This window comes from Streptomyces sp. CB02400 (assembly GCF_001905725.1).
Classification (GTDB): Bacteria; Actinomycetota; Actinomycetes; order Streptomycetales; family Streptomycetaceae; genus Streptomyces; species Streptomyces atrovirens.
The window spans coordinates 455,953-468,137 of record NZ_LIWB01000005.1; the positions used below are offsets into that span (position 1 = coordinate 455,953).

Sequence of the window (12,185 nt, forward strand, 5' to 3'; positions counted from 1 at the left end):
TTCCATGCGAACCGATTCTTCTCCCGGCACCCTGCCGGCGCGGGAGCACCTCCCGGCCGCCGGAGCGGGTACGCCGGTCCTGGACGTAGTGATCCCCGTCTACAACGAGGAGAAGGACCTCAAGCCGTGCGTCCGCAGACTGCACGAGCACCTGACCCGCACCTTCCCCTACGCCTTCCGCATCACGATCGCCGACAACGCCTCCACGGACAGCACCCCGCACGTGGCCGGCCGGCTGGCGGAGCGGCTCCCTCAGGTGCGGTCGGTGCGCCTGGAGCAGAAGGGGCGCGGCCGGGCGCTGCGGACCGTCTGGTCCGCCTCGGACGCCCCCGTCCTCGCCTACATGGACGTGGACCTGTCCACCGACCTCAACGCGCTGCTGCCGCTGGTCGCCCCGCTGATCTCCGGCCACTCCGACCTCGCCATCGGTTCCCGGCTGAGCCGCAGCTCCCGCGTCGTGCGGGGCGCCAAGCGGGAGTTCATCAGCCGTTCGTACAACCTGATCCTGCGCGGCTCGCTCCAGGCCCGCTTCTCCGACGCGCAGTGCGGGTTCAAGGCGATCCGCCGTGACGTGGCGCAGGTGCTGCTGCCGCTGGTGGAGGACAGCGGCTGGTTCTTCGACACCGAGCTGCTGGTCCTCTCCGAACGAGCGGGGCTGCGCATCCACGAGGTGCCGGTCGACTGGGTCGACGACCCCGACTCCACCGTGCACATCGTGAAGACGGCGACCGACGACCTCAAGGGCGTCTGGCGGGTCGGCAGGGCCCTGGCCACCGGCTCGCTGCCGCTGGACCGGCTCGCCCGCCCCTTCGGCGACGACCCGCGCGACCGCACCATCCAGGACGTACCGCAGGGACTGGCCCGCCAGCTCGTCGGCTTCTGTGTCGTCGGCGTCCTGTCCACCCTCTTCTACCTGCTGCTCTACAGCGGCTTCCGGACCTTCACCGGCTCCCAGGTCGCCAACGGGCTCGCCCTGCTGGTCTCGGCGGTCGCCAACACCGCCGCCAACCGGCGGCTCACCTTCGGCGTGCGGGGACGCGGCGGGGCCGTACGGCACCAGGCGCAGGGGCTCGTCGTCTTCGGCATCGGTCTCGTCCTGACCAGCGGCTCGCTCGCCGCGCTCAACACCGCGACCAGCGACCCCGCCCACTCCACCGAGCTGGCGGTCCTCGTCGCGGCCAACCTCGCGGCGACCGTGCTGCGGTTCCTGCTCTTCCGGGCGTGGGTGTTCCCGGACCGCGGCCGGTCCCACGAGACCCCCGCCGAGCCCGCCTGGCAGGACGCCCCCGCCGAGCCCGCCTGGCAGGACGCGACCCTGCCGCTCCAGCCGGTCCGCTCGCCGCTCCCCACCCGTCCGTCCCGCCCTTCCCGCCCTTCCGACCTCGACCCGAGGGACTTCCGATGACCACGCAGCACGACCAGACGAGTCCCCCGGCGGACCCCGCCGCCTGGGGACCCCCGCCCCCGCCCCCGGGGGCGGCCCGCCACGCCGCCCCCGGGCCGGGCGAACCCCGCGGGCCCCTCGCCCGCAGAGCGTGGCGCGGCCGGCCCGAGGACCCCCGCTGGGTGCGTCCCGCCTTCCTCGGCCTGCTGCTGGTGACCGGGCTGCTCTACCTCTACGACCTGAGCGCCTCCGGGTACGCCAACTCCTTCTACTCGGCGGCCGTGCAGGCGGGCAGCGAGTCCTGGAAGGCGTTCTTCTTCGGCTCGCTGGACGCGGCGAACGCCATCACCGTGGACAAGCCCCCGGCCTCGCTGTGGCCGATGGAGCTCTCGGTGCGGGTCTTCGGCCTGAACTCCTGGGCGATCCTCGTTCCCGAGGTGCTCATGGGCGTCGGCACGGTCGCCGTCGTGTACGCGGCCGTACGCCGCCGCTTCGGCCCGGCGGCCGGTCTGATCGCGGGCGCGGTCCTCGCGCTCACCCCGGTCGCGGCGCTGATGTTCCGGTTCAACAACCCGGACGCGATGCTGGCGCTGCTGATGTCCGTCGCCTGCTACCTCGTCGTCCGCGCCCTGGAGGACGGCCGTACGAAGTGGCTGGTGTGGGCCGGGGCCGCGATCGGCTTCGCGTTCCTCGCCAAGACCCTCCAGGCCTTCCTGATCCTCCCGGCCCTCGCGCTGGTCTACGGCGTCTGCGCGCCCGTGCGGCTGAAGAAGCGGCTGGGGCAACTGGCCCTGTCGGCCCTCGCGCTGGTCGTCTCCGGCGGCTGGTGGGTGGCGGTCGTCGAGCTGTGGCCGGCGTCGTCGCGGCCGTATGTGGGCGGCTCGCAGAACAACAGCTTCCTGGAGCTGACCTTCGGCTACAACGGTCTCGGCCGGCTCAACGGCGAGGAGACCGGCAGCGTCGGCGGCGGCGGTGGCGGCGCGGGCGGCGGCGGACAGTGGGGCGAGACCGGCTGGGACCGGATGTTCAACTCCGAGATCGGCGGCCAGATCTCCTGGCTGCTGCCCGCCGCGCTGATCCTGCTCGTCGCCGGCCTGGTCCTCACCCGGAAGGCCGTACGGACCGACCTCGCCCGCGCCTCGTTCCTGGTGTGGGGCGGCTCGCTGCTGATGACGATGGTGGTCTTCAGCTACATGGCCGGCATCTTCCACCAGTACTACACGGTGGCCCTCGCTCCGTACCTCGCGGCCGTGGTCGGCATGGGCGCGGCGGCCCTGTGGGAGAAGCGGCGGGCGCTGTGGGCGTCGCTCGCCCTGGCGGCGGCCGTCACGGCCACGGCGGCCTGGGGGTACGTGCTGCTCAACCGCACGCCCGACTATCTGCCGTGGCTGAAGTGGCTGGTCCTGGTCGGCGGGCTGGTCGCGGCCCTCGGGCTGGTCTTCGCGGGCAAGGTGGGGCGGCAGGTGGCGCTCGCGGCGGCGGGGCTGGGCCTGGTGGCCGCGCTGGCCGGCCCGACGGCGTACACGCTGAGCACCGTGCAGGAGGGACACACCGGTTCGATCGTCACCGCCGGTCCGGCCGGGGCGAGCATGGGCGGCGGTCCCGGCGGAGGCGGTGGCGGGGGTGGCGGCTTCCCCGGCGGGGGCGGACCCGGTGGGCAGAACCAGCAGGGCGGCCAGGGCCAGGGCCAGACCCCGCCCGGCACGGGCGGCAACGGCACCGGCGGCTTTCCCGGCGGCGGACCCATGGGCCAGAACGGCCAGAACGGCCAGGGCGCCCCGCAGAGCGGCACCGGCAACGGCGCCGAGGGCCGCATGGGTGGCGGCGGCGGAATGGGCGGCCTGCTCGGCGGCGCGGACGTCGACTCCGAGGCGAAGGCGCTGCTGGAGGCCGACGCCGGCGACTACACCTGGGTCGCCGCGGCCATCGGCGCCCAGAACGCCGCGAGCTACCAGCTCTCCACCGGTGAACCCGTGATGGCGATCGGCGGCTTCAACGGCACCGACCCGTCCCCGACGCTCGACCGGTTCAAGAAGTACGTGGCGGACGGGAAGATCCACTACTTCGTCGCCGGCGGCGGCATGGGTGGCGGAATGGGCGGCGACTCCGGCAGCTCCTCGCAGATCTCCACCTGGGTGCAGGAGAACTTCAAGGAGGTGACGGCCGGCTCGGCCACCTTCTACGACCTCACGCAGAAGACGACCGACGACTGACGGCCTCTCGATGAGGGACGAGGGCGGTGACATCCCATGTCCCCGCCCTCACCTACGTCCCCTGCTCCCCCTCGGCCAGCCGCGCCGGGAAACCCCCGGTCGCCACCGGGCCCCAGCGCTCCGGGGTGATCCGGATGATCGACTTGCCCTGCTTGACCATGGCGGCGCGGTACTCGTCCCAGTCCGGGTGCTCGCCGGCGATGTTCCGGTAGTACTCCACCAGCGGCTCCACGGACTCGGGCGAGTCCACCACCTCGGCGGTGCCGTCGATCTGGACCCACGGCCCGTTCCACTCGTCGCTGAGGACGACCAGGCTCACCCGGCTGTCCCGCTTGGCGTTGCGGGTCTTGGCGCGCTCGGGGTACGTGGAGACCACGATCCGGCCCGAGTCGTCGACCCCGCAGGTCAGCGGCGAGCCCTGGGGACCGCCGTCGGCCCGCCGGGTCAGCAGGATCGCCCGGTGCCGGGGCCGTACGAAGTCCAGCAGCTCGTCGAGGGAGACACGGGTGTTCGTCGCGATGTTCGGTGCCATGGCGTCAGACTAGGCCGCCAGTGCCTCGGGGAGGTTGTCGTACACGGGGACGTCGCGGCGCAGGCCCGTCAGTTCGAGTACGCGGGCGGCCACACTGTCCGGGCGGGCCACCACGTACACGAGGGTGCCGGGGCGCAGCAGCCGTCGTACGTCGTTGATGAGGCGGACGCCCTGGGAGTCCATGAAGCCGGTCGCGATGAGGTCGAGGACCAGGACCCGGGCACACCGGCCGTCGCCGGGACGGGCCCTGGCCATGATGGCGTCGAGGAGTCCCCCGGCGTTGGAGAAGTCGATCTCCGGGGGGAAGCGGAACAGCGCGTGCTCGGTCACGTCACGCGGTTCGGAGGGGTTCGGCAGGAAGGTCACGGTGCTCACCTGGCAGACATGCGTCGTCCGGGATTCCGGTAAGGCCACTTCCTGACCCGTCCGCCCATTTCACCACGCCGGAGCGCACCGGTGGAAGCGGACCGGATGGGCGATCGGCCCGGACGTCCATACCCCAGGTCCGGGCGTCACCTCATCGCAACCGAACAGATAGAGTTCTGTGCGTCCTGTGCTCGCAGTCGGGAATGTGCTGCGGAGCTCTCCTGCGCACGGCCGTGGTGCCGTGCATGCCGAAGAGGTTCGTGGTGGCTGCGTCCCGGTTTTCTGATTTGCCCCGTTTCCCAGCTGGGTTGGAGCTGGCGGAAGCGCTCACTGCGGCGGCACAGCGACTGCACGAGACGTCCGCCCCGGACACCACCCTGGACACCGCCGTCCGTCTCGCGGTCGACCTCGTGCCCGGCGCCGACCACGCGGGCATCTCCGTCATCGAGCGGGACAACCGGCGTTCCACGCTCGCCTGGACCGACGACGTCGTACGCGCCGCCGAGGAGGGCGACGACCCCGGGGACGGGCAGCGGCCGTACTGGCACCGCCTGTGGACCGCCCCCGTGGCCGAGGTCGAGGACAGCGAGAACGACGAGGGCGACGAGGCGCTGTCCGGACTCGGCCTGCGGTCCGTGCTGTCGCTGCGGCTGCGGGCCGACCGCCGCCGGCTGACCGTGCTCACCGCCTACGCCCGCAAGCCGCGCGCCTTCGACGAGACCGCGCTGCGGGTCGGCCGGCTGTTCACCGCGCACGTCGGTATAGCCCTCGACTCCGCCACCGTGCGCGAGCAGCTCACTGAGGCCATGCGCACCCGGGACCTGATCGGCCAGGCCACCGGCATCCTCATGGAGCGCCTGGACATCGACGCGGCCGGCGCCTTCGACAGCCTGGTCCGCGCCTCGCAGCGGGAGAACATCAAACTGCGCGACCTCGCCCGCCGCATCGTCGACCCCAACCACACCCCCTGACGGGTCCTGACGGGTCCTGACGGGGCCTCACGTGGCCGGAAGCGACTCCCCCTGCACCGCCTGGACGTCCAGCTCCACCCGGAGGGTCGTGCCGATGGCCGCGATGCCGGCCTGGACGACCTGGTTGTAGTTCATCGCGAAGTCCTCGCGCCGCAGTTCGGCCGTGGCGCGGAAGGCCGCCCGGGTGCCGCCCCAGGGGTCCGCCCCGGTGCCGAGGTAGGCCAGGTCCAGGTCGACGGGCCGGACGACACCCCGCATGGCCAGCTCGCCGTGGACCGTCCAGCGGTCGGAACCCGCCCCGGTCAGACCGGTGGACCGGTACGTGATCTCGGGGTACCGCTCGACGTCCAGGAAGTCCGCGGACCGCAGATGGGTGTCGCGCATCCCGTTGCCGGTGTCGATGGACGCCGCCCGGATCACCGCCTCCACGCGGGACTCGGCGACGTCGTCCGGCGCGACCTCCACCAGGGCCGCGAACTCGGTGAACCGGCCCCGCACACTGGAGATGCCCAGGTGCTGGGCGACGGCCGCCACGCTCGAATGCGCCGGGTCCACGGTCCACGGCCCCGGCGGCGGCAGCTCGGTGCCGCCCTGCCGGGCCAGCGTCACCGTCCCGACCTCGGCCCGCCCGCTCGCGGTGACGATGGCGCTCGCGGCGGCGGGCGCGTACCCGACCGCGGTGACGACGACGGTGTACGCCCCCGGCGCCAGCGCGGTGGTGTCCCGCACGGCGCCCTCGGCGTCGGCCCCGGCGCGCAGCACCTGCGTACCGGTCCCGTCGGTCACCGTGACGACCGCGTGCGACACGGCCCATCCGTCCCGGGTGCGGATCCTCGCGGTCAGTGACATCCCGTTTTCTCCCTGCACATGCGTATACGCGTACAAAATGGTCGTGGACGGACCGGCCCGCGGCGGGGGCGCGTCTCCGCTACAGGACGCGCCCGCCCGCCACGGGCCGGGGTCTGACTACTCGCCCGGGTGGGCGAGCTCGATGTCGTGGTCGTCGACACCGGTGCCGGAGACGGTCAGCGCCGTCGCCACCGGCGGGTAGCCCGTGGCGATGACGGTGTACTCGCCGCCGTCCAGATCGGCGAAGGCGTACGCGCCGTCCGCACCGGTCGTCGCCGTGCCGGCCACGTTGCCGGCCGCGTCGACCAGGGTGACCCGGGCGTCGGCCAGCGGCCCGTGCGGGGCGCGGACCACGCCCCGCACCTGGGCGCCGGTCTCCAGGTCGACCTCGACCCGGGTGACCCCGGTGCCGCCCACCTCGACGGGCAGGGCGCGCGGCCGGTACCCGGCGGCGTTCACCGCCACGGTCACCGCGCCCGGCACCAGCTCGGCGAACGAGAACTCGCCCTGCTCACCGGTGCTCCCGGTGGCCAGCAGATCGCCGCGCACATCGGTGACGATCACCATCGCGTCCTTCACCGGCAGCCCGCCGTCCGCCGTGCGGACCAGTCCGGTCAGCCCGCTGGTGCCGCTGAGCAGGATGTCGTAGGCGAGGGGTTCGCCGTTCACGACGATCGTGGACGCCTGCGGCTGGTGGCCGTCGGCGGCGGCGATCAGGACGTACGATCCGGCGCCGGGCGCGTCCACCGCGTACGCGCCGTCGGCCTGCGCCACCGACCGGCCGAGCTGACGTCCGCCCAGCGAGATCAGCGTGACGGCGGCCTGCGGCACGGGCGCGCTGTCGGCGCCGCGCACGACACCGCGTACCGGGACGCCACCGGAGACGGGTGCCTCCGGCTCACCGGGGCCGGCCGCCGTGGCGACGGCGGCGAGGCGCTGCGTGGCCGCGGTCCCGGCGGCCGAGGGGGCCTGGGCGATCGCCGTCGCGTCGGCCGGGACCGGCTCGTCGGCGGCGCGGGCGGCCTCGGCGGGAGCCGGTGCCACCGGCGGGGCGGTCCCGGCCGAGGCCTCCGCGGCCTGGGCCAGCGCGCCGGAGGTCCGCAGCGGGACCTCCTTGATGAACAGCGTCACCAGGAAGGCGAGCAGGGCGATCGGTGCGACGTACAGGAAGATGTCGGCGATGCCGTGCCCGTAGGCGCTCTCCAGCCAGGTGCGGATGGACGGGGGCAGCAGGTCCATGTCGGGGATCGTGCCGCTGCCGGAGGTCTTGGCGGCGGCGGCCTGCTCCTGCGGGCTGAGCTGCCCGATGGTGTCCTGGGCGTAGCCGCTGATCCGGCTGGACATGACCGAGCCGAGCACGGAGACGCCCACCGCGCCGCCGAGGGACCGGAAGAAGGTCACGACGGAGGAGGCCGCGCCCAGGTCGCTCGGGGCCACCTGGTTCTGCGTGCACAGGACCAGGTTCTGCATCATCATGCCGACGCCGAGGCCCATGAGCGCCATGAAGACGCCGATGTGCCAGTACGGGGTGTCGTAGCGCATGGTGCCCAGCAGGCCCAGGCCCGCCGTCAGCAGCACGCCGCCGGCCAGCAGCCAGCTCTTCCACCTGCCGGTCTTGGTGATGATGATGCCGGAGACCGTCGACGATATGAACAGGCCGCCGATCATCGGGATGGTCATGACGCCCGACATCGTCGGGGACTTGTCCCGGGCCAGCTGGAAGTACTGGCTGAAGTAGACGGTGCCCGCGAACATCGCGATACCGACGAACAGCGAGGCCAGCGAGGCCAGGGTGATGGTGCGGTTCCTGAACAGGCGCAGCGGGATGATCGGCTCGTCGGCCTTCGACTCGACGAGCAGGAAGATCAGCGTCAGGACGATCGCGCCGCCGACCATGACGCCGGTCTGCCAGGACATCCAGTCGTACTTGTCGTCGGCGAAGGTGACCCAGACGAGCAGCAGGCAGACGGCCGCGGTGACGAAGAAGGCGCCGGCCCAGTCGACCTTGACCTTCCGCTTGACCACGGGGAGGTTCAGCGTCTTCTGCAGCACGATCAGCGCGATGACCGCGAAGGGCACGCCGACGTAGAGGCACCAGCGCCAGCCGAGCCAGCTGGTGTCGGTGATCACGCCGCCGAGCAGCGGGCCGCCGACGGTCGCGACGGCGAAGGTCGCGCCCAGGTAGCCGGAGTAACGTCCGCGCTCGCGCGGGGAGATCATCGCGGCCATGATGATCTGAGCCAGGGCGGACAGACCGCCGGCGCCCAGGCCCTGGATGGCGCGCGCGGTGATCAGCATCGCCGGGTTCTGCGCCAGACCGGCCACGACGGAGCCGATGACGAAGACGACCAGGGCCGCCTGGACCAGGATCTTCTTGCTGGTGAGGTCGGCGAGCTTGCCCCACAGGGGGGTGGAGGCGGTCATCGTCAGCAGCGAGGCGGTGACGACCCAGGTGTAGGCGCTCTGGCCGCCGCCGAGGTCGGAGACGATCTCGGGCAGGGCGTTGGTGACGATGGTCGACGACAGGATGGCGCAGAACATGCCGAGCAGCAGCCCGGACAGCGCCTCCATGATCTGCCGATGCGTCATCGGAGCGTCTGCGGAGGAGCCTCCCCCGTGCTTGGCATGAGCCCGCACACCGTTCGGTGTGGTCGTTGCCATGGACTTCCTTCTCTTACGTGCTTGCGGGTGTACGGGTGGTCTGTTCGGGAGCGGGAGATGCCGGGCGGGGCACCGCTCGGCAGTCGCCGAAGCTGTCTCTGAGCCGGGTCATCAGCTGGGTGAGCCGGCGGACCTCGTCGTCGGACCAGTCGTCCAGGCGCTCGGCGAGAAGCTGGGTGGACCGCCGGAACAGCTCGTCGAGCTGGGTCCGGCCGGCGGGGGTGAGGTGCAGGATGCGGGACCGTTTGTCGGCGGGGTCGGGGGAGCGTTCGATCCAGCCGCGTTCGGCCAGGTGGGCGACGTGGCGGCTGGTGACCGACATGTCCACGGACAGCAGCTCGGCGAGCCTGCTCATGCGCATGTCGTCGTGGCGGCCGAGCAGTGTCAGCACGGCGGCGGAGCCGCTGTGGCAGTCGGCCGGCATGATCCGGTTCATTTCCCGCTTGACGGCGCCGAAGGCGCTGAACTGTCGAACCAGCTCCTCGTACTGCGCCTGCTCGGCCATGACACCTCCCGTTTTGATTGCTTAGGGCAACGATAGGAATCGATGGTTGCTGAAGGCAAATAAAAACGGGCCTCCTGACTCAAAAACTTGGCAAAGGCAAGTAATCGCGAAAGTAAACCCGCAGGCCCGGGCATGTCCGCACCGTCGGTGCCGCCCGTCGGCCCTTGTCGGCGCCACCCGTCAGCCCCTGTCGGCGCTGCCCGTCACCCCGTGCCGGCGCCGCCCGTCGGCCCTTGCCGGCGCCCCCACTTGGGCGCCTCACCGGGCATTCGCTAGGGTCTCGGGGCATGGCTAACACCCAGGGCCCGCAGGGCAACCACGACCCCGCCGGCAGCACCCAGATGTTCCGCGCGTTCGTCGACGAGGAACCCCAGGGCCGGCAGGCCGCCGCGACCACCGGCGGCGGCCCGCGGATCGGCCTGATCGTCGGCATCGTCGTCGCCGTGGCGGTCGTCGCGGCGGTGGCTTGGCTCGCACTGAAGTAGCCGACAACGCGGCGGCCGCCGTTGCGCCCTCACAAGGCGCCCCGGCGGCCACGAAACCGATGTCACGCGCGGAGCGTCCCTCGGGCGCTCCGCCTTCTGTCGTGCCTCAGTCCGAGATCAGGCCCTCCCGCAGCTGGGCCAGCGTCCGGGTGAGCAGGCGCGAGACGTGCATCTGGGAGATGCCGACCTCCTCGCCGATCTGCGACTGGGTCATGTTGGCGAAGAAGCGCAGCATGATGATCCGCCGCTCCCGGGGCGGCAGCTTGGCCAGCAGCGGCTTGAGCGACTCGCGGTACTCCACGCCCTCCAGCGCCGTGTCCTCGTAGCCGAGGCGGTCCGCGAGCGAGCCCTCGCCGCCGTCGTCCTCGGGGGCGGGGGAGTCCAGCGAGGACGCCGTGTACGCGTTGCCGACCGCGAGCCCGTCGACGACGTCCTCCTCCGAGACGCCCAGCACGGCGGCGAGTTCGGCGACCGTCGGGGAGCGGTCCAGCTTCTGGGAGAGCTCGTCGCCGGCCTTCGTCAGCGCCAGGCGCAGCTCCTGCAGCCGGCGCGGCACCCGCACCGACCACGACGTGTCGCGGAAGAACCGCTTGATCTCGCCGACCACCGTCGGCATCGCGAACGTCGGGAACTCCACGCCCCGTTCGCAGTCGAAGCGGTCGATCGCCTTGATCAGCCCGATGGTGCCGACCTGGACGATGTCCTCCATCGGCTCGTTGCGCGAGCGGAACCGCGCCGCCGCGTACCGCACCAGCGGCAGGTTGAGCTCGATCAGGGTGTCCCGGACGTAGGCGCGCTCCGGGCTGTCCTCGTCCAGTACGGCGAGCCGCAGGAACAGGGAGCGGGACAGGGTGCGGGTGTCGAGGGCCGCCGTGTCCGGGAGTTCCGGAGCGGGCGTGGTCGGGAGGGCCGGGCCCTCGTCGATGGGGCCGAGTGCGTCGAGAGCATGGGGAGCTGTCTCGCTCTCCGCGAGCGTGAGCACCTTCGAGCTGCCCTGTTCTGCGGACATGCCACCCCCTTTGGGTCGCGGGACGGTCGCGGCGGACGCTCCCCGATCGAGGAACGCAGCCATCACCTGGAATACCGGCGCCGAGGCTCCGGCAAACGCGCTTTCCGCAGAATGTCACATGTCGGCAACGCGCTGTAGTGACATGTCGACATCTGAGATGCGAATCGGCCCTGGAAACAAGGGGTCTGACGGGCTTTCGGACCAGAAGCGCACAGAAAAGCGCTGTGGGGCGATTCGCTCTTTCCGGTTACGCCTCGATCCTGTTTGCGGACCGCAGCCGCTGGAAGCTACGCGCCAGTAGCCGGGACACGTGCATCTGCGAGACACCGAGTTCCGCACTGATCTGCGACTGGGTGAGATTGCTGTAGTAACGCAGCAGCAGGATGCGCTGCTCCCGCTCGGGGAGCTGGACGAGCAGGTGCCGGACGAGGTCGCGGTGCTCGACGCCGTCCAGGGCGGGATCCTCGTACCCCAGCCGGTCCAGCAGTCCCGGCATCCCGTCACCCTCCTGCGCGGCCTCCAGCGAGGTGGCGTGGTACGACCGTCCGGCCTCGATGCAGGACAGCACCTCCTCCTCGGTGATGCGCAGCCGCTGGGCGATCTCGGTGGTCGACGGGGAGCGCCCGAAGGCGGTCGTCAGGTCCTCGGTCGCGCTGTTGACCTGCACCCACAGCTCGTGCAGCCGGCGCGGTACGTGGACGGTGCGGACGTTGTCCCGGAAGTACCGCTTGATCTCGCCGACCACCGTCGGCATCGCGAACGTCGGGAACTGCACGCCCCGGTCCGGGTCGAAGCGGTCGATGGCGTTGATCAGCCCGATGGTGCCGACCTGGACGACGTCCTCCATCGGCTCGTTGCGGGAGCGGAAGCGGGCGGCGGCGTAGCGCACCAGCGGCAGGTTGGCCTCGATGAGCGCGGCGCGCACGCGGGCGTGCTCCGGCGTGCCCGGCTCCAGCTCCTTGAGCTGGCCGAAGAGCAGTTGCGTCAGGGCCCGGGTGTCGGCGCCGCGCCGCTTGGCGGGGCTCACCGGCAGGTCGTCGGCGGTCGGGGCCGGGTCGGGGGAAGCCGGGTCGGGGGAAGCCGAGCCGGAGGAGGGTGAGGCGGGGGAGGGCGGAGCGAGGGAGGGCTGGGCGGGGGCCGGGGCCTGGACCGCGTCGGGGGACACCTCGTCCTGGGGCGGCGCAGTACTGGCCGGCACGGTCAACGCCAC

Annotated in this window: 11 protein-coding genes; 4 read left to right on the forward strand and 7 right to left on the reverse strand. The window is 71.9% G+C overall.

What is annotated here, in order from left to right; translation table 11 throughout:
* Positions 1-4 precede the first annotated feature (4 nt).
* Together AMK33_RS15685 and AMK33_RS15690 are read left to right on the forward strand one after the other, a co-directional pair.
* Entirely contained in the window at positions 5-1,405 is a 1,401-nt protein-coding gene (locus AMK33_RS15685; RefSeq protein ID WP_073933409.1) for a bifunctional glycosyltransferase family 2/GtrA family protein, read from the forward strand.
* Positions 1,402-3,597 carry an ArnT family glycosyltransferase gene (locus AMK33_RS15690; protein WP_073933410.1) on the forward strand — a complete coding sequence of 732 codons (2,196 nt, stop codon included), beginning with the start codon at positions 1,402-1,404 and terminating at the stop codon, positions 3,595-3,597. Before AMK33_RS15685 ends, AMK33_RS15690 begins: the two co-directional genes overlap by 4 nt.
* Positions 3,598-3,649: 52 nt before the next feature.
* Here AMK33_RS15690 and AMK33_RS15695 read toward each other — a convergent pair whose 3' ends face one another.
* Positions 3,650-4,129 carry a PPOX class F420-dependent oxidoreductase gene (locus AMK33_RS15695; protein ID WP_073933411.1) on the reverse strand — a complete coding sequence of 160 codons (480 nt, stop codon included), beginning with the start codon at positions 4,127-4,129 and terminating at the stop codon, positions 3,650-3,652.
* Positions 4,130-4,138: 9 nt separating this feature from the next.
* Entirely contained in the window at positions 4,139-4,495 is a 357-nt protein-coding gene (locus AMK33_RS15700; RefSeq protein WP_073933507.1) for an STAS domain-containing protein, read from the reverse strand.
* Between the two features lie 245 nt (positions 4,496-4,740).
* Here AMK33_RS15700 and AMK33_RS15705 point away from each other — a divergent pair, with 245 nt between their 5' ends.
* Positions 4,741-5,466, forward strand: coding sequence for an ANTAR domain-containing protein (locus AMK33_RS15705; protein ID WP_073933508.1), 726 nt, complete (start codon positions 4,741-4,743; stop codon positions 5,464-5,466).
* A 27-nt stretch (positions 5,467-5,493) separates the two neighbouring features.
* Here the strand turns inward: AMK33_RS15705 and AMK33_RS15710 are convergent, their stop codons facing one another.
* The 3 genes from AMK33_RS15710 to AMK33_RS15720 form a co-directional block, all read right to left on the reverse strand.
* Entirely contained in the window at positions 5,494-6,315 is an 822-nt protein-coding gene (locus AMK33_RS15710; RefSeq protein ID WP_073933412.1) for a YceI family protein, read from the reverse strand.
* A gap of 117 nt (positions 6,316-6,432) precedes the next feature.
* On the reverse strand, positions 6,433-8,976 hold the full coding sequence (locus tag AMK33_RS15715) for an MFS transporter (protein ID WP_079194876.1): 2,544 nt from the start codon (positions 8,974-8,976) through the stop codon (positions 6,433-6,435).
* Positions 8,977-8,989: 13 nt separating this feature from the next.
* Positions 8,990-9,481, reverse strand: coding sequence for a MarR family winged helix-turn-helix transcriptional regulator (locus tag AMK33_RS15720; RefSeq protein WP_073933414.1), 492 nt, complete (start codon positions 9,479-9,481; stop codon positions 8,990-8,992).
* Positions 9,482-9,768: 287 nt separating this feature from the next.
* Here AMK33_RS15720 and AMK33_RS15725 point away from each other — a divergent pair, with 287 nt between their 5' ends.
* Positions 9,769-9,966 carry a hypothetical protein gene (locus AMK33_RS15725; RefSeq protein ID WP_073933415.1) on the forward strand — a complete coding sequence of 66 codons (198 nt, stop codon included), beginning with the start codon at positions 9,769-9,771 and terminating at the stop codon, positions 9,964-9,966.
* A gap of 106 nt (positions 9,967-10,072) precedes the next feature.
* Here AMK33_RS15725 and AMK33_RS15730 read toward each other — a convergent pair whose 3' ends face one another.
* Both AMK33_RS15730 and AMK33_RS15735 read right to left on the reverse strand, forming a co-directional pair.
* Positions 10,073-10,975, reverse strand: a complete 903-nt coding sequence (locus AMK33_RS15730; protein ID WP_073933416.1) for an RNA polymerase sigma factor SigF — start codon at positions 10,973-10,975, stop codon at positions 10,073-10,075.
* A gap of 247 nt (positions 10,976-11,222) precedes the next feature.
* Entirely contained in the window at positions 11,223-12,179 is a 957-nt protein-coding gene (locus tag AMK33_RS15735; protein WP_073933417.1) for an RNA polymerase sigma factor SigF, read from the reverse strand.
* Positions 12,180-12,185 lie beyond the last annotated feature (6 nt).